This is a genomic window from Paenirhodobacter sp. CAU 1674, assembly GCF_029222945.1.
Taxonomy (GTDB): domain Bacteria; phylum Pseudomonadota; class Alphaproteobacteria; order Rhodobacterales; family Rhodobacteraceae; genus Rhodobacter.
The window spans coordinates 23,906-44,152 of sequence record NZ_JARHUH010000009.1; the positions used below are offsets into that span (position 1 = coordinate 23,906).

Annotated in this window: 18 protein-coding genes; 8 read left to right on the forward strand and 10 right to left on the reverse strand. The window is 66.3% G+C overall.

Features of this window, described 5'->3' with window-relative positions; translation table 11 throughout:
• Positions 1-34: 34 nt before the first annotated feature.
• Positions 35-754, forward strand: coding sequence for a type 1 glutamine amidotransferase (locus P2G62_RS13425; RefSeq protein WP_275735412.1), 720 nt, complete (start codon positions 35-37; stop codon positions 752-754).
• Positions 754-1,983 (forward strand): RNA polymerase sigma-54 factor, encoded by a 1,230-nt coding sequence (locus P2G62_RS13430; RefSeq protein ID WP_275735413.1) that lies wholly within the window; start codon positions 754-756, stop codon positions 1,981-1,983. Before P2G62_RS13425 ends, P2G62_RS13430 begins: the two co-directional genes overlap by 1 nt.
• Before the next feature lie 3 nt (positions 1,984-1,986).
• On the opposite strand, the gene hemB is transcribed toward P2G62_RS13430, so the two are convergent.
• Positions 1,987-2,988 carry a porphobilinogen synthase gene (hemB, locus tag P2G62_RS13435; protein WP_275735414.1) on the reverse strand — a complete coding sequence of 334 codons (1,002 nt, stop codon included), beginning with the start codon at positions 2,986-2,988 and terminating at the stop codon, positions 1,987-1,989.
• 158 nt (positions 2,989-3,146) lie between these two features.
• Between hemB and P2G62_RS13440 the strand changes: the two genes are divergently transcribed.
• Together P2G62_RS13440 and mfd are read left to right on the forward strand one after the other, a co-directional pair.
• The gene (locus P2G62_RS13440; RefSeq protein ID WP_275735415.1) at positions 3,147-3,680 is read left to right on the forward strand and encodes a component of SufBCD complex; all 534 of its coding nucleotides are present in this window, start codon (positions 3,147-3,149) and stop codon (positions 3,678-3,680) included.
• 60 nt (positions 3,681-3,740) lie between these two features.
• Complete coding sequence (mfd, locus tag P2G62_RS13445) at positions 3,741-7,190, forward strand: transcription-repair coupling factor (protein WP_275735416.1); 3,450 nt, start codon at positions 3,741-3,743, stop codon at positions 7,188-7,190.
• Positions 7,191-7,372: 182 nt separating this feature from the next.
• On the opposite strand, the gene P2G62_RS13450 is transcribed toward mfd, so the two are convergent.
• The 3 genes from P2G62_RS13450 to P2G62_RS13460 form a co-directional block, all read right to left on the reverse strand.
• Positions 7,373-8,599 carry a multidrug effflux MFS transporter gene (locus tag P2G62_RS13450; protein ID WP_345799272.1) on the reverse strand — a complete coding sequence of 409 codons (1,227 nt, stop codon included), beginning with the start codon at positions 8,597-8,599 and terminating at the stop codon, positions 7,373-7,375.
• A 127-nt stretch (positions 8,600-8,726) separates the two neighbouring features.
• Complete coding sequence (locus P2G62_RS13455; RefSeq protein ID WP_275735417.1) at positions 8,727-9,410, reverse strand: DsbA family oxidoreductase; 684 nt, start codon at positions 9,408-9,410, stop codon at positions 8,727-8,729.
• Positions 9,411-9,544: 134 nt separating this feature from the next.
• The gene (locus tag P2G62_RS13460; protein ID WP_275735418.1) at positions 9,545-11,071 is read right to left on the reverse strand and encodes a class I adenylate-forming enzyme family protein; all 1,527 of its coding nucleotides are present in this window, start codon (positions 11,069-11,071) and stop codon (positions 9,545-9,547) included.
• Between the two features lie 48 nt (positions 11,072-11,119).
• Between P2G62_RS13460 and P2G62_RS13465 the strand changes: the two genes are divergently transcribed.
• Positions 11,120-11,743 carry an XRE family transcriptional regulator gene (locus P2G62_RS13465; protein WP_275735419.1) on the forward strand — a complete coding sequence of 208 codons (624 nt, stop codon included), beginning with the start codon at positions 11,120-11,122 and terminating at the stop codon, positions 11,741-11,743.
• 97 nt (positions 11,744-11,840) lie between these two features.
• Here the strand turns inward: P2G62_RS13465 and P2G62_RS13470 are convergent, their stop codons facing one another.
• The 3 genes from P2G62_RS13470 to P2G62_RS13480 all read right to left on the reverse strand — a co-directional run bounded on the left by P2G62_RS13470 (position 11,841) and on the right by P2G62_RS13480 (position 14,219).
• On the reverse strand, positions 11,841-12,158 hold the full coding sequence (locus P2G62_RS13470; protein WP_275735420.1) for a hypothetical protein: 318 nt from the start codon (positions 12,156-12,158) through the stop codon (positions 11,841-11,843).
• A 112-nt stretch (positions 12,159-12,270) separates the two neighbouring features.
• Positions 12,271-12,387 carry an entericidin EcnA/B family protein gene (locus P2G62_RS13475; RefSeq protein ID WP_275735421.1) on the reverse strand — a complete coding sequence of 39 codons (117 nt, stop codon included), beginning with the start codon at positions 12,385-12,387 and terminating at the stop codon, positions 12,271-12,273.
• Positions 12,384-14,219, reverse strand: a complete 1,836-nt coding sequence (locus P2G62_RS13480; RefSeq protein ID WP_275735422.1) for an extracellular solute-binding protein — start codon at positions 14,217-14,219, stop codon at positions 12,384-12,386. Before P2G62_RS13480 ends, P2G62_RS13475 begins: the two co-directional genes overlap by 4 nt.
• Before the next feature lie 311 nt (positions 14,220-14,530).
• Between P2G62_RS13480 and P2G62_RS13485 the strand changes: the two genes are divergently transcribed.
• On the forward strand, positions 14,531-15,304 hold the full coding sequence (locus P2G62_RS13485) for a 3-hydroxybutyrate dehydrogenase (protein ID WP_275735423.1): 774 nt from the start codon (positions 14,531-14,533) through the stop codon (positions 15,302-15,304).
• Positions 15,305-15,471: 167 nt separating this feature from the next.
• Entirely contained in the window at positions 15,472-16,521 is a 1,050-nt protein-coding gene (locus P2G62_RS13490) for a patatin-like phospholipase family protein (protein ID WP_275735424.1), read from the forward strand.
• On the opposite strand, the gene P2G62_RS13495 is transcribed toward P2G62_RS13490, so the two are convergent.
• The 3 genes from P2G62_RS13495 to P2G62_RS13505 form a co-directional block, all read right to left on the reverse strand.
• Positions 16,482-17,201, reverse strand: a complete 720-nt coding sequence (locus P2G62_RS13495) for a DUF502 domain-containing protein (protein ID WP_275735425.1) — start codon at positions 17,199-17,201, stop codon at positions 16,482-16,484. The two genes, P2G62_RS13490 and P2G62_RS13495, sit on opposite strands and share 40 nt — an antisense overlap.
• A 66-nt stretch (positions 17,202-17,267) precedes the next feature.
• Entirely contained in the window at positions 17,268-18,182 is a 915-nt protein-coding gene (locus tag P2G62_RS13500; RefSeq protein ID WP_275735426.1) for a pseudouridine-5'-phosphate glycosidase, read from the reverse strand.
• A complete protein-coding gene (locus P2G62_RS13505) occupies positions 18,179-19,084 on the reverse strand; it encodes a PfkB family carbohydrate kinase (RefSeq protein WP_275735427.1) in 906 nt (301 codons plus the stop codon). Before P2G62_RS13505 ends, P2G62_RS13500 begins: the two co-directional genes overlap by 4 nt.
• A gap of 330 nt (positions 19,085-19,414) precedes the next feature.
• On the opposite strand from P2G62_RS13505, the gene rpsB reads away from it, so the two are divergent.
• On the forward strand, positions 19,415-20,179 hold the full coding sequence (gene rpsB, locus P2G62_RS13510) for a 30S ribosomal protein S2 (RefSeq protein WP_275735428.1): 765 nt from the start codon (positions 19,415-19,417) through the stop codon (positions 20,177-20,179).
• The last annotated feature ends 68 nt before the right edge of the window (positions 20,180-20,247 follow it).

Sequence of the window (20,247 nt, forward strand, 5' to 3'; positions counted from 1 at the left end):
GGGGGCGCCTTTGCGCGCCCCTGCCGATATCAATATGAAAATTTGCATTCTCGAAGCCGACCGCCCCGCCGAAGCCTTTCAACCCGCGCACGGCACCTATGCCGGCATGTTCGAACGCTGGCTGGGGGCGGCACTGCCCGAGGCCCGCTTCAGCCGGATCTTCGTCGCGGGCGGCGAGGCCTTGCCCGAAGATCCGACCGCTTTCGACGGCTATCTGATTACCGGCGCGCGGGCCGGCGTCTATGAAGACCACGCGTGGATTGCGCCGCTGATGGACTTTCTGCGCGCCGCGCGCGCCGCCCGTGTGCCGCTGACCGGGGTCTGTTTCGGGCATCAGATCATGGCACAGGCCTTCGGCGGCGAGGTGCGCAAATCCAAAGGGGGCTGGGTCATCGGGCGTCAGGAACACGCGCTGACGGACGATGGTGCCGCGCTGTTCGGGGCGGGGCCGCTGGCGGCGCTGTCGTTCCATCAGGATCAGGTCGTCACCCCGCCGGCCGGTGCCCGGCGCGTGCTGTCCAACGCCGCCTCGCCCAACGGTGGTTTTCGCTATGATTTTCCGGCGCTGTCGGTGCAGTTCCACCCCGAATTCGCCCCTGCCTATATCCGCGATCTTCTGGTCGCGGCGGCGGGCATCCGGGTGCCGCAGGATCTGGCACAAACCGCGCTGGACAGCCTTGCCGCACCGCTGGATGGCGAGCGGGTGGCGAAAGGCTTTGCGGATTTCCTGCGGACGCATAGTCTGGCCGGGTGATGAAACTCGGCCATGAAACCACGCTGCGGCAGACCACCGGCCTCAAGCTCGGGCTGGAGGCGCGCCGCGCGATCGGGTTTCTGAGCCTGACCAACAGCGATCTGACCGAACTGCTGCGCGAGGCGGCCTCGGACAATCCCGTGCTGCGGCTGCGGCTGCCGCCGATGGCCGAGGCGCCAGAGGCCGAGGCGCAGGGCCCCTCGCTGAGCGCGCATGTGCTGGCGCAGCTGCCGCATCTTGTGCCGCGCGCCGCCGACCAGACCGTGGCGCTGGCGCTGGCCGAGGCGCTGGACGCGGCGGGCTTCGTGACCGCGCCGCTCGAACAGATCGCCGCGCGGCTGGGATGCAGCGTGCCGCGGGTCACGCAGGTGTTGTCCGCGTTGCAACGGATCGAGCCGCGGGGTTTGTTTGCGCGTTCGCTGACCGAATGTCTGGCGCTGCAACTGGCAGAAACCGGGCCGGTCGGCGCCGAAATGCAGCGCGTTCTGGATCATCTGCCCGTGCTGGCCGAAGGCGGGATGGCCGCGCTGGCCGCGCAAACCGGGTTGAGCGCCGCGCGTCTGACGCCGCATCTGGCGCAGCTGCGCGGGCTTGACCCGCGCCCGGCGGCGCAATTCGCGCAGGGTCCGGCGCGGACCCGGGTGCCGGATCTGATCTTCGCATTCGAGGCCGGGGGCTGGCAGGCACGGCTGAACCCCGAAACCTTGCCGCAGGCCTGGCTCGACACGGCGCTGGCGGGGGCTGCCCCGCGCGGATCGGCGCTCAGCCAGAGCCGCCAGCAGGCGCGCCTGCTGCTGCGCGCGCTTGAAAAGCGCAACCGCGCCTTGCTGCTGCTGGGCGCAGTTCTGGCGCGCACGCAGGCGGGATTTCTGACGCGGGGCGTGGCGGCGCTGCAACCTTTGACGATGCGTCAGGTCGCGCAGGAAATCGGCATGCATGAAAGTTCGGTCGGGCGGATGGTCAACAGCGGTTCGGCGGCCACGCCCGCGGGCACGGTGGCCCTGCGCGCCTTTTTCGGCGGGCGGGCGTCACGCGGCGACGGCACGGCCAGTGCCGCCGCCGTCACCGCGCAGCTGCGCGCCCTGATCGCGGCAGAAACCGCCGTTTTGTCGGATGCGTCGCTGAGCGAGGCGCTTGGCGCTGCGGGGATGCGGGTGTCGCGCCGGGTGGTGGCGAAATACCGTGCGCAGGCAGGCATTCCGCCCGCACATCTGCGGCGCAGGCGCTAGGGCTCAGCCCTGCGCCAGCAGCCGGGCAGCCGTGGGCGCGAAATAGCTCAGCACGCCATCGCATCCCGCCCGGCGGAACGCCATCAGGCTTTCGAGCACCACCTTGTCATGGTCGAGCCAGCCGTTCTGGATCGCCGCCATCAGCATCGCGTATTCGCCCGAGACCTGATAGGCATAGGTCGGTACGCCGAATGCGTCCTTCACCCGGTGACAGATGTCGAGATAGGGCATGCCAGGCTTGACCATCACCATATCCGCGCCCTCGGCCAGATCGCGCGCGACCAGCCGCAGCGCCTCGTCCGAATTGCCGGGGTTCATCTGATAGGTCTTCTTGTCGCCCTTGAGCGCCCCCGAGGCGCCGACCGCGTCGCGGAACGGGCCATAGAAGGCAGAGGCGTATTTCGCGGCATAGCTCAGGATCGTCACATCGGCATGGCCCGCGGCCTCCAGCGCCGTGCGCAACGCGCCGATCCGGCCATCCATCATGTCCGAGGGGCCCAGAATATCGGCGCCCGCCTCGGCCTGCGCCACGCCCATTTTCACCAGGCATTCAACGGTTTCGTCGTTCAGGATCACCCCGTCGCGCACCAGCCCGTCATGGCCGTTGGCATTGTAGGGATCAAGCGCGATGTCGGTCATAATCGCAACCTCGGGCACGGCCGCCTTGATCGCGCGGATCACCCGGTTGACGAAATTGCCCGGGTCCCAGGCCATCTCGCAGCTTTCGGTCTTTACGCCCGGGTCGGTGTAGGGAAACAGGCAGATCGCCGGGATGCCAAGGGTCGCGGCCTCTTCGGCGGCGCGGATCGCATCGTCGAGCGTGCGGCGCACCACGCCCGGCATCGAGGAAATCTCGACATCGGCACCGGGCACATCGGTGATGAAGATCGGCCAGATCAGGTCTTTCACGCTCAGCCGGTGCTCCTGCGCCAGATCGCGCAGGGCTGCGGTGCGGCGCAGACGGCGCAGGCGGGTATGGGGAAAGGGCGGAAGGATCGGATGCATGGGCTCACTCCTCTGGCTGTGCCTGAGGTGCCACGGATCGGCGGCAGGCTCAAGCCTTGCGCGCGCACCGATGCGTGAAACGGGTGTTCCGCTGCGGGAAAACTTGGTCTAGTCTCACGCCAAATCAGGCCGGAACGGCCCGTTGTGTGAGGCGCTGCGTGCATATTTTCGATACCGTGTTCGAGTTGATCAACATGCGGTCGTTTTCCAATCTGTGGTATTGGATCGCACTGGCGGTGACGTGGTCATCGGCCTCGCACTGGGTGCTGGGGGTGCCTTTCGACATGGTGCTGCGCGCGCGCCGCAAGGGGGGGCGCGCGGCCGAGGATCTGGTTACGCTGACCCGGGTCAATGTGGCGCGCCTGCTGACGATCGGGCGCGAAGGGGGCGTGGTGTTGTCGGTGGGGGTGTCCTTCGTGCTGACCTGCCTTGGGGTTCTGGGCTTCGGCTATGGCATGGAATTCGCGCAGGCGGTGTTCCTGATCGCCTTTCCGCTGTCGTTCGTCGGCCTGCTGAGCCTGCGCGCCGCCGCCCGGTTCGAACCGCTTCTGAACGACGGGATCGCGCCCGATGCCTTGGCGCGCCTGCTTGCGCGCCACCGGGTCTCGATCCAGGCGGTGGGGATGGTGGCCATTCTGGTGACCACGATGTGGGGCATGCTGCATAATTTCAGCATCTCGGTGCTGAACTGACAAGGGGCAGGGCGGCGGCGCGGGCTTGACAGCAGCGCTCAAGCGGCTAGCGAAGACGCGATGGAGCATTATCTTCTTTCCGGTGCCCCCGAGGGGTTCGATGCGCAGCTTCTGGCGCGGGAACTTGCCAAGGGCCAACCCGTCGTGCATGTCGCCCGCGATGACCGGCGGCTGGAGGCGATGCGCGCCGCGCTGGCCTTCTTCGCCCCCGAGGCGGTGGTTCTGACACTGCCAGCCTGGGATTGTCTGCCCTATGACCGGGTCTCGCCCAACCCCGATATTTCCGCCACGCGGATGGCCACGCTGGCGGCGCTGCAGGCCGGGCTGCCGGGGCCGTTCATCCTGCTGACCACCTTGTCGGCGGCGATGCAGCGGGTGCCCGCGCGCGAGGTGCTGGCGCAATCCAGCTTCACCGCCAAGGTGGGCGGTCGCATCGACGAGGGGGCGCTGCGGCAGTTTCTGGTGCGGATGGGCTTCTCGCCCGCCTCAACAGTGTCGGAACCGGGCGATTACGCAGTGCGCGGCGGCATCATCGACATCTTCCCGCCGGGCGAGGGCGGGCCGGTGCGGCTGGATCTGTTCGGCGATGTGCTGGACGGGGCGCGCCGTTTCGATCCGGTCAGCCAGCGCACCATCGAACCGCTGAAGACGATCGAGCTGGCCCCGGTCAGCGAGGTCATTCTGGACGAGGCCGCGATCACCCGGTTCCGGCAGAATTACCGCGTGGAATTCGGCGCAGGCGGCGCCGACGATCCGCTTTACGAAGCGGTCAGCGCCGGGCGCAAGCACGCGGGGATGGAACATTGGCTGGGCTTCTTCCACGAACGGCTGGAGACGGTGTTCGATTACCTGCCGCAGGCCGCCGTCGTGCTGGACGATCAGATCGAGGCGATCCGTGCCGCCCGCTGGGTCAGCATCGCCGATCAATACGACACCCGGCGCGAGGCGATGACCCGCCGCGACCGGGTCGACAGCGTCTATAAACCCGCGGCCCCGGGGCTGCTGTATCTGGACGAGGCCGACTGGACCGCCACGCTGGCGCCGCGCAGGGTGCTGCGGCTGCAGGTGCTGGCCGCCCCGCCGGGCCCCGGCGTTCTGGCCATGGGCGGGCGCATCGGGCGCAATTTCGCGCCTGAACGACAGCTTGAGAATGTAAGCCTTTTCAGCGCCTTGAAAGACCATGTTAACGCACGTCTTGCGGCGGGGCCGGTGGTCATCGCCAGCTGGTCGGAAGGCGCGCGTGAACGTCTGAAGGGGCTGATGGAGGATGAGGGCCTGACCGGCGCGCGGCTGATCCGCGACGCGCGCGAAATCGGCCCCGGGGTGAACCTGTGCATCTGGCCGCTCGATCAGGGGTTCGAGGCGGGCGCACCGGCCAATCCGCTCACCGTGATTTCCGAACAGGACGTGCTGGGCGACCGGCTGATCCGCGCACCGCGCAAGAAGCGCAAGGCCGAGAACTTCCTGACCGAGGCGCAATCGCTCAGCCCGGGCGATCTGGTGGTGCATGTCGATCACGGCGTCGGGCGCTACAAGGGGTTGGAAACGATCACCGCGCTTGGTGCGCCCCATGATTGCGTGGCGCTGGAATATGCCGGCGGCGACCGGCTGTTCCTGCCGGTCGAAAACATCGAACTGCTCAGCCGCTATGGCCACGAGGAAGGGCTGCTCGACAAGCTTGGCGGCGGGGCCTGGCAGGCCAAGAAGGCGCGGCTGAAGGAACGTATCCGCCAGATCGCCGACAAGCTGATGCGGATCGCCGCCGAACGGCTGCTGCGCGCGGCGCCGATCCTGGAGGCGCCGCATCACGAATGGGAGGCCTTCGCCGCCCGCTTCCCCTATACCGAGACCGACGACCAGATGGCCGCGATCGAGGATGTGGTAAGCGATCTGGCCTCGGGGCGGCCGATGGACCGGCTGATCGTGGGCGACGTGGGCTTCGGCAAGACCGAGGTCGCGATGCGCGCGGCTTTCGTGGCGGCGCAATCGGGGGTGCAGGTCGCGGTGATCGCGCCCACGACCCTGCTCGCGCGCCAGCATTACAAGACCTTCGCCGAACGCTTCCGCGGCACCGCGATCACCGTGCGCCCGCTGTCGCGTTTCGTCTCGGCCAAAGAGGCCGCGAAAACCCGCGAAGGGCTGGCTGAGGGCACGGTCGACATCGTGATCGGCACCCACGCGGTGCTGGCCAAGGCCGTGCGCTTCAAGCATCTTGGCCTGCTGGTGATCGACGAGGAACAGCATTTCGGCGTCAGCCACAAGGAACGGCTGAAAGAGATGCGCAGCGAAATCCATGTGCTGACGCTGACCGCCACGCCGATCCCGCGCACGCTGCAACTGTCGCTGACCGGCGTGCGCGACCTGAGCCTGATCGGCACGCCGCCGGTCGACCGTCTGGCGATCCGCACCTATGTCAGCGAATTCGACGCGGTGACGATCCGCGAAGCGCTGCTGCGCGAACGCTACCGCGGCGGGCAGAGTTTTTACGTCGTGCCGCGCATTTCCGATCTGGCCGAGGTCGAAGAATTCCTGAAAACCCATGTCCCCGAGGTCAGCTATCTGGTGGCCCACGGGCAAATGGCGGCGGGTGATCTCGACGACCGGATGAACGCCTTCTACGACGGCAAGTTCGACGTGCTGCTGGCGACGACCATCGTTGAAAGCGGGCTCGATATTCCAACCGCGAACACGATGATCGTACACCGCGCCGACATGTTCGGGCTCAGCCAGCTTTATCAGATCCGCGGGCGGGTCGGGCGGTCCAAGGCGCGGGCCTATTGCTACCTGACGACGAAACCGCGCCTGCCGCTGACGCCGCAGGCCACGAAACGGCTGCGGCTTTTGGGCAGCCTCGACAGCCTGGGCGCGGGGTTCAGCCTGGCCTCGCAAGACCTTGACCTGCGCGGGGCAGGGAACCTTCTGGGCGAGGAACAGTCGGGCCATATCAAGGAAGTCGGCTACGAGCTTTACCAGGCGATGCTGGAGGAAACCATCGCCAAGCTGAAATCGGGCGAGCTGACCGAGGCGGGCGACGATGGCGAATGGTCGCCGCAGATCAACCTTGGCGTGCCGGTGATGATCCCCGAGGCCTATATTCCCGATCTGGATGTCCGGCTGGGCCTGTATCGCCGCCTGTCCTCGCTGACGACCAAGGTCGAGCTGGAAGGCTTTGCCGCCGAACTGATCGACCGCTTCGGCCCGCTGCCGAAAGAGGTGAACACCCTGCTGCTGGTCGTGCGGATCAAGGCGATGTGCAAACGCGCCCATATCGCGCGGATGGATGCCGGGCCGAAAGGCGCCACGGTGCAGTTCCACATGGACAAATTCCCCAACCCAGCGGGGCTGGTGGAATTCCTGCAGGCGCAAAACGGGCTGGCGAAAATTCAGGGCAACAAGGTCGTGGTGCGCCGCGACTGGGCCAGTGATGGCGACAAGATCAAGGGCGCCTTCGCGATTGCGCGCGATCTGGCAGAGAAGGTCATCGCGGGCGAGAAAGCCGCCAAGGGCTGATCGGGCCGGCGCTTTACCGACCAAAGATGGGGGGGCGCTGCCCCCCTCTGCGGCTGCGCCGCATTCACCCCCCGGGATATTTCCGCCAGAAAGAACAGGAAAAACGCGGCTGCTTTCTTTCTGGTGAAAATATCCCGGGGGTGAGCCCGGAACGGGCGAGGGGGCAGCGCCCCCTGCCGCCCTTACCCCAGATCGACCGTGCGGCGCATCAGCGCCCAAGCCAGCGCCGAGCAGATCAGCGTGGCACAGACGATCGGCAGGGCCGAGCCATTGAACATCAGGCCGACAGGCGCTGCGATCAGCACGGCCCCGACCGTGGACAAGGCGGTCACGACCGAGGCGGTCATCCCCGCCAGATGGCCCATCTTCTGCATCGCCAGGGCGTTCAGGTTGCCGAAGGTCACACCCGCCATGAAGAACACCGTGACCGACCACAGGAACACCGCGGCAAAGCCCACACCGCCCATCGGCAGGCCCAGCAGCACCAGCGCAAGCATCACAGCCGAGCAGATCACCTGCATCAGATAGGCTGCTGTCGCGATCCGGCGCATGCCCAGATGCACCACGAATTTCGCATTCAGGACCGACCCAGACCCGGCCAGCAGCGCCATCAGCGCAAACCATTTCGGGAAAGCCCCGGCAGAGGCGCCATAGGCGGTGAACAGCTGCTGCGACGAGGACAGCAGCGCGAACATCTGCCCGAAGCCCAGCGTCAGGATCAGCGTGTAAAGCCGCACCTCGCGTTCGGCCAGCACCTCGCGCACGCCGGCGACCAGCGTGCCGATCCGCAGCGGGCGGCGACGGTCAGGGGACAGCGTCTCGGGCTGGCGCAGGTTGACCCAGCTCATCCCGACCGTGCCGAAGGCGATGAAGGCCCAGAAAACGCCGCGCCAGTCGCTCAGCCCGATGATCACCGCGCCGACCGAGGGCGCCACGGCGGGCACCAGAATGAAGATCATCATAATGATCGAGGTGACCCGCGCCATTTCGCGCCCGGAATAGAGGTCGCGCACCAGCGCCATCGGCACGATCCGCGGTGCGGCGGCGCCCAGGCCCTGCAGCGCACGGGCGAACAGCAGGGTTTCCAGGCTGTCGGCCTGCGTGGCCAGAAAGGCCCCGATCATGTAGATCAGGATGCCCGCAGTGATCGTGCGCTTGCGCCCGAAGGCATCCGACACCGGCCCGACGATAAAGGTGCCGATCCCCATGCCCAACACGAAGGCGGTCAATACCAGCTGCGCGCGATTGACATCGCCGGGCGAGAGTTGGGCTGCGATCTCGGGCAGGGCCGGCAGCATCGCGTCAATCGAAAACGCCACCGTCGCGGTCAGCGAGGCCAGCATCGCGGTGAATTCCGGCAGGGCCAGGCGGCGCGGGGCCGGAGTGGCGGAAGAGAGGGGCTGAGTCACGGAGGGTCTTTCGAAAATTCACGCCTGAAAGGCATGCCTGCCAGCGAAAGAACCAGAGTTCGGCCTCGAAACCAAGCGCAGCTGCCGCGCAGAATCGTGGCTTTCTGTGCGCAGGCGGCGGGTGGCGTCAAGCCTGCAAGCGCTGCGCGGAACGTTCGGTCCCACCATCGGCGGCACGCGCCCGGGCCAGTTCGGCCAGCTCGTCAATCACCGTCAGCCAGAATTCGGTGCTTTGCGCGCCCTCGATCACATGCCGTTCACCCAGGATGAAGGTCGGCATCGCCCGCACGCCACGTTCGCGCGCATGCGTGTCCCGCTCCAGCACGGTGTCCCGGTCGGCATCCGAAGCCAGCAGCCGCGCGATCAACGCACGGTCGAGCCCCCAGGCGGCGCCGATCTCGGTCAAGACCTCGGGGTCACCGATATTGCGCCCTTCCTGCCAGAAGGCCCGCATCAGCGCGGCCATCACCGGCGTCTGGCAGCCCTCGATCCCGGCCCAGTGCAGCAGCCGCAGTGCGTCGATGGTGTTGGGCATCCACCCGATCGCCGCGAGGTTCAGCGTTACGCCGCTTTGCGCCGCAGCCTCCAGCACGGGCATCTGCTTTTTCGCCAATGCCTCGCGGCCGAATTTGGCGTCCAGATAGGCGTTCCGTTCCATCCCTTCGGGCGGCATGGTCGGGTTCAGCTGAAACGGATGCCAGGCCAGAACAATGCCATGATCGGGGCGCGCCTCAAGCGCGCGATCCAGCCGTGCCTTGCCGATCAGGCACCAGGGACAAACCGGATCGGCGAAGATGTCGAGTGTAATCATTACGGCCCCGTCCCAGCGTTCAATTGTAATAAATCTACCATAGCGTGTAGTTCAGTAAACGCCAGATATTCACAAATATGCTTTAAATGCCCGGAAATACATCCGTATTCGGATTTTTCAGATAGATCCGCAGGTCACTCTGCGACCGGCCAGTTTTCGCGCAGGCTGCGCCGGGCGATCTTGCCGTTGGGGTTGTGCGGCAGGGCGGGCAAGGCACGCCAGATCCGCGGCTGCTTGTAGCGGGCAAGCCGGGCTGCGGCATGTGCGGCAAGGTCGGCCTGTGTCGCGGGGCCAGTCCAGGCAAGGGCGATCACGCTGGTCTCGGCCGAGATGCGGATCTCGACCGCGGCCACCTCGCCCGCACCGGGGCAGCTGGCCATCGTGGCCTCGACTTCCAGCGGGGAAACCCGGAAACCGCCCGCGTTCATCATGTCGTCGTCGCGCCCCAGATAGGTGATCGCGCCATCGCCGACCATCGCCACGGTGTCGCCTGTGACGAACCACTCGCCGGCAAACCGTGCGGCGGTTTCCTCGGGCGCGCCCCAATAGCCCAGGAACAACCCGGGGTCGGAGCGATGCACGGCAAGCGTGCCGGGCGTGCCGCGGGGCACCGGCTGGCCTGCGTCGTCCAGCACCGCGATCCGGCGCCCGTCCTGCGGATATCCCGCCGTGCCGGGCGGCGCCGGGCGGTCTGGCGCGCCGGAAATGAAGGTCGAGCATTCCGACATCCCCAGGGCCTCGTAGATCCTGGTGCCGGTCGCCGCGTTCCAGCGGGCGCGCAGCGTGTCGGGCAGCGCCTCGCCCGCGCTGAGCCCATGGCGCAGCTTCGGCAGCGACAGCCTGTCGTGATGTTTCAGGATCTGCCGGTAAACCCCTGGTGCCGCAGCAAAAAGCGTCGCATCGAAGCGGCGCAGCAGCAGCGGCAACTGATCGGGGGTGACGCCGGCGCCGGGGATCAGGGCCGTCGCGCCAAGCGTCCATGGGTCCTTCAACCCGGTGCCCAGCGTATAGGTCCAGTTGAAGGCGCCCGCATGCAAAAGACGGTCAGCCTCGCCCAGCCCATACCAGCCCTGATGCATCATCTTGCGCGCCCAGATCGCCCGATGCGCATGCATCACCGCGCGCGGCTGCCCCGAGGTGCCGGAGGTGAAGATGATATAGGCCAGCCGGTCGGGCGGCCCCATGTCATAGGCACAGGGCGCCAGCGCCTCGAAGCTGCGCAGATCGGACTCGGGGATGATCCGGGCAGGGTGGTCGGGGTCCGCCTCGGGCAGGGCGATACCCTCTCCGGCGACAATCGCGGCGGGCGTGATCTGTGCGGCCATCTTGGTGATCTCGGCCGCGGTCAGCTGCGACGAGGTGGGCACCGGCACCAGACCTGCGGCGATGGCCCCCAGATAGGCCACCGGAAATTCCGGCGTATTGCCCAGCCGCAGCAGAACCCGGTCCCCCGGCACCAGTCCCGCGGCCAGAAAACCCGTGCCCGCGCCGCGCACGGCGGCCTCGAGCCGGGCATAGGACCAGCGTTCCGCCCCCGAGGGGCGCAGGATCTGCAGCGCCGATTTCTCGGCCAGTTCGGGCGCGCGCGCCAGCACATGCGCGGCCAGGTTGAAGCTGGCGGGCGGCGGCGGCAACGGTGCTGATGCGTGGACAGAGTTCATGGCTTTCTGCTACGTCAGGGGTCTGAGCGATGCAAGCCAGAGGCGGCCATGAGCGAAATCGAACACGCCAAAATCATTCGGATCGCGCGCGAGACCGGCGAAGAGATCACGCCCGAGCCGATCGACCTGGCGCATCGGGTGCGCGAGCTGCGCCGCGCGCGCGGCTGGACGCTGGAACAGGCGGCGGGGGCGGTGGGTCTGGCACGTTCGACGCTGTCGAAAATCGAGAACGGGCTGATGTCGCCGACCTACGAGGCGTTGAAGAAACTGGCCGAAGGGCTGGAGATTTCGGTGCCGCAACTGTTCACCCCGCCCAGCAAGGGGCAGATCACCGGACGCATGGCGGTGACCAAATCGGGCGAGGGACAGGCGCATATCACCACCACCTACGAGCACGAATTGCTGGCCGGGTCGCTGCGCGCCAAGCAGATGCTGCCCTACCGCGCCCGCATCCGCGCGCGATCGTTCGAGGAGTTCAACGGCTGGGTGCGCCACGACGGCGAGGAGTTTCTGTATGTCCTGACCGGGATCGTGCGGCTTTACACGGAATTCTACGAGCCGGTCGATCTGAAGCGCGGGGACAGCGCCTATTACGACGCGACGATGGGGCACAACCTGATTTCAATCAGCGACGAGGATGCCACCGTCTTGTGGGTGACATCGCTGGTCTGAGCCTGGGGAAGCCGGGCAGGGGGCGCTGCCCCCTCGGGCCTGCGGCCCTTTACCCCCGGGATATTTGAGCCAGAGGGAAAGGGCGTGCGCAGGCGCCTCAGCGATCGTCGCCGAAGCGGGCGTCGTCGTCGGATTCGTCTTCGCCCTCGGGCACGAATTTCGCGCTCAGCTGGATCGAGTGATTGTCGTGACGCGGGTCCATCACCACGTCCGAGGGCAATTCGCCGCGCAGCCAGTCGAGGATTTCCTCGCGCGCCTCGGCGGCGCTTTGATCGGTCAGTTCCGCGATATAGGCGATGAAGGCGCGCTGATCGCCATCGACTGCCTCGAGTTCGGTTTCGTCCGCATCGGGCCAGCGGTCCAGAATTGCGTCAGCAAATGCGGCCCAGTTTTCCTGAACATGATGCCATTTCATAGTCGTCATCCTCCCTGACGGCGCGGCCTTGCGCTGTCGGGTTCAAGTTTGCGCCTGCGCGGCGGGGTTGCAAAGCAAAATCGCGCGGCAGGGTTCGTGAAGGGTTACGCGATCAGAACCAGTTCTGAACCGTGCGGGCACCGCCTGCCACGTCTTCGCCGACACCGGCCACGGTGTTGCACCCTGCGATTGCGACCGCCAGAGCGGTCAGAAGGACCAGTTTCTTCATTGATCTGCCTCATACCACCAGACATCGGGCTGAAAGCCCGGCCAATCCCCGTATAGCGGAAGCCGGGCGGGGAAGTGAAGTTCACGAATATGTGCCAGGCGGGAAACCCGCGCATACCAGCCCGGAATGACATAACGCCCGGCCGTCAGGATCCGGTCGAGCGCCTGCACCGCGGCGGTGAAATCCGCAGGATCGCGCGCGTTCAGTATCGCCTGCACCATCGCCTCGGCGGCGGGCACGTTCATGCCCATCCAGTTGCGGCTGCCCGGTTCGGTCACGCCACGCGCGCCCCAGTAGAGCATCTGTTCGTTGCCCGGCGAGAGCGACAGCGCCAGCCCGGTCGCGCTCAGATACCAGGCCATGTCGAAATCGTAGCTGTTGGTGCGCGCCTGATATTGCGCGTCGTCGACCGAGGTCACCTGTGGGAAGATCCCCAGCCGCGACAGCGCCTCGACATAGATATCGACCACCGAAGAGGTCTCGGCCGCGCCCTGCTTGAGCAGGATCTCGAAACGGAAAGGACGGCCCTGCGCATCTTTCAGCACACCGGCGTCATCCACCTTCCAGCCCGCTTCGTTCAGCAGTTTCAGCGCCTTGCGGGTATTGGCGCGATTGAGTTCCGACCCGTCCGACACCGGCAGCGCATAGCCCTCGATCGTGCCGGGGATCAGATCGGCGGCGAAGGGCGCCAGCAGATCCGCGACCTTGCCCTCGGCCGGGCCCGGTTTCAGGCCCAGCACCGAATTGGAGAAATACGAGGTGATCCGCGGCTCGGTGCCGTTGTTCAGCGTCGCATTGATGAATTCGAAATTGAATGCCAGCGTCATCGCCTCGCGCACGCGCCAGTCGGCGAACAGCGGCTTGCGGGTGTTCATCACCAGACCGGCGATGCCCGAGGGTCGCTGATGCGGGATTTCCGATTTCACCACCGCGCCGGATTTCACCGCCGGGAAATCGTAATCGCGCGCCCATTTCGCGGCGTTGGTTTCGCGCCAGGTGTCGATTTCTCCGCCCTTGAAGGCCTCGAACACGACGCCACCGTCACCGAAGTAATCGTAGCGGATTTCATCGAAATTATGCAGGCCGCGATTGAAGCCCAGATCCTTGCCCCACCAGTCGGGATTGCGCTTCAGGCTGATGTATTTGCCCTGCTCGACACGGTCGATGACATAGGGGCCCGATCCCACCGGCACGATCTGCGTTTCATTGGCGAAATCGCGGCCCTGCCATTGCGCCTTTTGCAAGACCGGGCGCATCCCCATCAGCAGTGCCAGCTCGCGGTCGGGTTCGGCAAAGGTGAAGCGCACCGAACGCGGGCCGGTCTGTTCCATCTTCGCAACCTTGCGCCAGGCGTTCTGGTAGCGCGGATGGCCCTGGGTGCCGAGCGTCTCATAGGACCACATCACATCCTCGACGGTGACCGGCGTGCCATCGGAAAACCGCGCCTCCGGTCGCAGGGTGAATTCGACCCAACTGCGGGCCTCGTCGGTATCGACGCTTTCGGCCAGCAGACCGTAAAGCGTGAAGGGCTCGTCCATCGAGCGGCCCATCAGCGATTCGGTGACATAGGCGGAAATGCCCTGCGCGGCGCGGCCATTCAGGATCCAGGGGTTGAGCGAATCGAAACTGCCCGATTCTCCCATCCGAATCCGCCCACCCTTGGGGGCATCGGGGTTGGCATAGGGCAGATGATCGAACCCCGCGGGCAGCGCGGGGGCGCCATACATGGCAATCCCGTGCTGCGGCGCAGCCCAAGCCGCAGCGCCAAGCAAAACAGGGCCCAGAGCGAGGACAGCGCCCCGAAGAGCATGGAAAAACACCGATCCCGTCATCGCAACAATCCTTGGTTTGCCTGTCTTTTCAGACAGGAAGCTAGCGGTGCGACAGGGGGGACGCAAACTTTTCCCTTGGATGCGGGCAACGAAACGCTTATAAAGTTCTCACTGCTCGATAGGTTTCTTGCCTGTATGAAACCTGCCTCATGACTTAACGCCCGCCTTGCGCGGGCGTTTTTTTTGGCCTGCCGCCCGGGACAGGGCAAGACGCCATGCGGCATGCTCACGGTTCTTTGTTCTTCGGTCATGGATATTGCCGCGCCTTGGGCTAAGGTTGCCGCAAACGCAAACTGCAGGAGGCAGACCAAATGACGCTCAAGGGCAAGACCGCCATCATCACCGGCTCGAATTCGGGCATCGGGCTCGGGATCGCGCGCGAACTGGCAAAGGCGGGGGCGGATGTCGTGCTCAACTCCTTCACCGACCGCCCCGAGGATCACCAGCTGGCCGCCGATCTGGGTGCCGAATTCGGCGTGTCCGCGCGCTACATCAAGGCGGACATGTCGAAGGGCGATGAATGCCGCGCGCTGGTCGAACAGGCGGGCAAATGCGATATTCTGGTCAACAACGCCGGCATCCAGCATGTCGAACCGATCGACACCTTCCCCCCGGCGACCTGGGACCGGATCATCGCGATCAACCTCAGTTCCGCCTTCCATACCACGGCCGCCGCGCTGCCGATGATGCGCAAGGCGGGCTGGGGCCGGGTCATCAACATCGCCTCGGCGCATGGTCTGACCGCCTCGCCGTTCAAATCGGCCTATGTCGCGGCCAAGCACGGCGTCGTCGGGCTGACCAAGGTGACCGCACTCGAAACCGCCGAAGAGCCGATCACCTGCAACGCGATCTGCCCGGGCTATGTGCTGACGCCGCTGGTCGAGGCGCAGATCCCCGATCAGATGAAAACCCACAACATGGGCCGCGACGAGGTGATCAAGAAGGTCATGCTGGAACGCCAGCCCTCGCGCGAGTTCGCCACCACCGAACAGATGGGCGGCACCGCGGTCTTCCTGTGCTCGGACTATGCCGCGCAGATCACCGGCACCACGATCTCGGTCGACGGCGGCTGGACCGCGCTCTGAGCCGGACAGGGCAGGGGGCGCTGCCCCCCGCACCCCCCGGGATATTTGATCCAGAAAGAACGGGACACGGGCTTTGCCCTTCTTTCTGGCCGAAATATCCCGGGGGTGAGGGCCGCAAGGCCCGAGGGGGCGGCGCCCCCTTCCTTCCCATGACAGGAGTGTGACGCATGCAGGAAAGGCGCATCAATCTGGCACTGCAGGGCGGGGGCGCGCATGGCGCCTTCACCTGGGGCGTTCTGGATCGTCTGCTGGATGAAAGCTGGCTCGAATTCGCGGCGATTTCCGGCACTTCGGCGGGCGCGCTGAATGGTGCGGCCCTGAAGGCGGGGCTGGTGCGGGGCGGGCCCAAGGCCGGGCGGCGCCATGCGCGCGAAAACCTCGACTGGCTTTGGTCGCAGGTGGCCGAGGTCAACGATCTGCGGCTCGACCGCTGGGTTTCGGCGCTGTTTCCCTATCCGCAGGCCATCAACCGCTGGATCGAGGCTTTCGCCCCCGCGACCTGGATGGATCAGCTCGCGCGGATGGTCTCGCCCTATGATTCCGGGCCGTTCTACATCAACCCGCTGGAGCGGATCGTGGCGCGGTTCGAATATGAACATGTCTGCGCCGAGGCGGGGCCTGCCTTCTTCGTGTCAGCCACCAATGTGCGCACCGGCAAGATCCGGGTGTTTTCGGGCGCCGAGGTCAGCGCCGATGCGATCCTGGCCTCGGCCTGCCTGCCCAACCTGTTTCGCGCCATCGAGATCGACGATCCGACGACGGGCCGGCGCGAGGCCTTCTGGGACGGTGGCTATACCGGCAACCCGGCGCTGTTTCCCCTGTTCGAACCGCAGTTCCCGCGCGACATCGTGATCGTGAACATCAACCCCCTGCTGCGCGAGGGCGTGCCGCGCACCCCCGCCGAGATCGAGGAACGGATCAACGAGATCAGCTTCAACTCGTCGCTGCTGCGCGAGTTGCGCGCGATCAGTTTCGTGCGCCGCTTGCTGGCCGATCAACGCCTGCCCGAGGGCACGATGAAGGATGTGCTGATCCATATGGTCAGCGACGACGCGACGATGACCGATCTGGGCGCGGCATCCAAGGCGACCCCGGCCTTGGGCACGCTGAGACGGCTGAAAGAGGCGGGGCAGGCGGCGGCGGACCGCTTCCTGAGCGCGCATGGCACCGATCTGGGTCAGCGCGCCTCGGTCGATCTTGCCGCCTTGTTTTCCTGAACCTTGCCAGCGGCGAGTTTGGCGGGCTTCGGGCTGGGATAGACCAGCCCGGCCGAAATGATCAGCTTGGCGGCATCTTCGACCGACATCTCCAGATAGGTGATCTGGCTTTCGGGCACGAACAGCAGAAAGCCGGAGGTCGGGTTCGGCGTGGTCGGCAGGAAGACCGAGATCAGCGGGTCCTCCGCCGTGCCCTGCCCGGCGACCTCGCCCTTGGCGCGCGACGAGACGAAGGCGATCGCCTTCAACCCGGGTCGCGGGTATTCGACGACGCAGGCACGGTCGAATTTTGCCTCGTCCGAGGTCGAGAACACCGTTTCCGCGATCTGTTTCAGCCCGTTGTAGACCGAACGCACCACCGGCATGCGGTCGACCAGATGTTCGCCCCATCGGATCAGCGAGCGCCCGATCAGCCCTTTGGCCAGCCAGCCCACGATCACCGTGAAGATCAGAAAGATCAGCACGCCGATGCCGCGCAGATTGATGCCGATGTAATGTTCTGGGCGGTATTGCGCGGGGATCAGCGGCAAAACCCAGCTGTCGACCCAGCCCGCAACCGTCCACATCAGCCAGATCGTCAGCCCGATCGGGGCGATCACCACCAACCCGGTCAGAAACGAGGCACGCAACCCGGCAAAGCGGCTTTTGCGGCGGGAGGGCTCATGCGGGGGAATGGTCATGTTGGAAGGGTCCTGTGCGGTCTGCCCGATAGGTAGGCGCAGCGGACCCCCGCCGCAATGGGGGCGCTAACGTTGCGCCACGATTTCTGCCGCGATGCGGCTGGCAAGCCGCGCATTGTTCAGAACGAGGGCGATATTGGCCGCAAGCGAGCGGCCGCCGGTCAGTTCGAAAATCCGCGCCAGCAGGAAAGGCGTCACCGCCTTGGCGGCAATGCCCTGTGCGGTAGCCTCGGCCAGGGCGGTTTCGATCAGCGGGGTGATCTCGGCGCGCGGGATCTCGGCCTCGGGCGGGATCGGGTTGGCGATCAGCTGCCCGCCGGGCAGACCCAGACGCGCGCGCATCAGATGCGCCGCCGCGATCTCGGCCGGGGTATCGGCGCGCAGCGGCGCGCGCAGACCGGAACTGCGCGACCAGAAGGCAGGCAGATCGTTCTGGCCATAGGCGATGACCGGCACGCCGTTGGTTTCCAGAACTTCCAGAGTTTTCGGAAGATCCAGAATTGCCTTGGCGCCCGCCGCAACGACCGTGACCGCGGTCTGCCCCAGTTCTGCCAGATCGGCGGAAATGTCGAATGTGTCCTCGGCGCCGCGATGCACGCCGCCAATGCCGCCCGTGGCGAAAACCGCGATGCCCGCCAGCTGCGCGCAGATCATCGTGGCGGCAACCGTGGTGGCGCCCACACCGTTGTTGGCCAGACAGACCGCCAGATCCGCACGGCTCAGCTTCATCACGTCTTGCGCCTGTGCCAGCCGCTCCAGCTCTGCCTCGGTCAGGCCGACATGGATATGCCCGCCCATCACCGCGATGGTGGCTGGCACGGCGCCTGCGGCGCGCACCTCGGCCTCGACCGCGCGGGCGGTTTCAAGGTTCTGCGGGAAGGGCATGCCATGGGTGATGATCGTCGATTCCAGCGCGACGACCGGGCGGCCTGCGTCCAGCGCGGCACGGACTTCGGGGGCATAGGTGAGGGGGGCGGTCATGTGGCCATATCTCCTGAAACGTAGCGGGCGGCGGCGCGCAGCGCGCGGGCCAGGGCTTCGGCGCGGGGTGCGCCTTCGCGTTCGGCGACGATATGCGCCGCCATGAAGGTATCGCCCGCGCCGGTCACACGGGTCACCAGCACGGGGGGCGGGGCCTCGATCAGCACGATCATCTGGCCACCTTCGCGCGCGGCATCGGCAGCAGGCCTGCCGCCATCGGTCACCAGGACGCGCTGCGCACCACGCGCCAGCAGACCCTCGGCCGCGCTCGGCGCATCGGGGAAATCGCGCTGACACAGGATGCCCGCCTCTTCGAGATTGACGTAAAGCGTCGCGCGGGGATGGGCCAGCAGGGGGGCCAGACGTTCGGCCTTGCCGGGGCTGGCGGGCGCCACCCGCAGATCGGCCTGCGCAAACATCGGCGCCGCCGCGATCTGCGCCAGCAGCGATTGCGTCAGATTGCCGTCAAGCGCCACCAGCCCGGCCCAGGGCGCGCCCGCATCGGCCAGCCGCCCGTCGGCCAGCGGCCGCAGGATCTTGTCGCCCGCGGATTCCAGCGAATGCGCATCGGCAATGGCCGCCACCAGACCGTTCGCGCCCTCGATCGCCATGTAGCGATCAGTCGGCAGATCGTCCGAGCGGTAGACATGCGCGCAGTCGATACCCAGCATCTCGGCCTCGGCGATCAGATCGGCCCCCTGGCTGTCGCGCCCGATCGCGGTCAACAGAGCCGGGCGCAGCCCGAAGCGCGTCAGCGTCATCGCGATATTCATCGCAACGCCCCCGGGGATGCGGGTGATCCGCCCCGCCACATCCGACCCCGCACGCATATGCACCGGCGCGCGGCCGATGATGTCCCACAGCGCCGATCCGATGCACAGAATATCAGGTGTCTTGTCCATGCCCCTTGGTGCCCCGCCTTCGGCCCGTGCGCAAGAGCGCAGAGCGGGCAGGGGGGCGCCGCCCCCCTCTGGCTACGCCATTCACCCCCCGGGATATTTGTGCCAAAGAGAAAGCTGCGATCTTCTTTCTGGCCCCAATATCCCCGCCGGAGGCATCCGACCGCTGCCAAAATGGCATCCGGGGCTTGCAAGGGCGCGAAAACCCGGCTAAAGGGCGCGCACTTCACAGGCGGAGGCGGGCCCTCGGGGGAGACATCCCTGAACGGTCCACCGGTTGGGCGCATGCCCTTGACCCTCCGCTCAGGCGTAAACCGGAAAAGGACCAATAGAATGGCGCTTCCCGAATTCACGATGCGTCAGCTGCTTGAAGCTGGCGTTCACTACGGCCACCAGACGCAACGCTGGAACCCCCGCATGGGCGAGTTCATCTATGGCGAGCGTAACGGCATCCACATCCTCGACCTGACGCAGACCGTTCCGATGCTGGACGCGGCGCTGAAGGTCGTGCGCGACACCGTCGCGAAGAACGGCCGCGTGCTGTTCGTCGGCACCAAGCGTCAGGCTTCGAAAGCCGTCGCGGACGCCGCTGAAAAATGCGCGCAATACTACATGAACCACCGCTGGCTGGGTGGCACGCTGACCAACTGGAAAACCGTGTCGCAGTCGATCGCGCGTCTCAAGCACATCGACGAAGTCATGGCTTCGGGCGCCGAAGGCCTGACCAAGAAAGAGCGTCTCCACATGGAACGCGAGCAGGCCAAACTGCAAGCCTCGCTCGGCGGCATCCGTGAAATGGGCGGCCTGCCGGACCTGCTGTTCATCATCGACGTGAACAAGGAAGACCTGGCGATCCTGGAAGCCCAGAAACTGGGTATCCCGGTCGTGGCCGTGGTCGACACCAACTGCTCGCCCAAGGGCGTGGACTACATCATCCCGGGCAACGACGACGCGGCCCGTGCGATCGCGCTCTATTGCGACCTGGTCTCGCGCGCGGCGCTGGACGGCATGACCGCGCAGATGGGCGCGGCGGGTGTGGACCTTGGCGCGCTGGAAGAAGCGCCGGTCGAGGAAGCCACCGAAGAGGCCGAGGCCTGATCTTGACGGGGGCTCGCACTGCGGGCCCCCGATTGCGTGGGACGGTGCGACCGTCACACCACTGACAC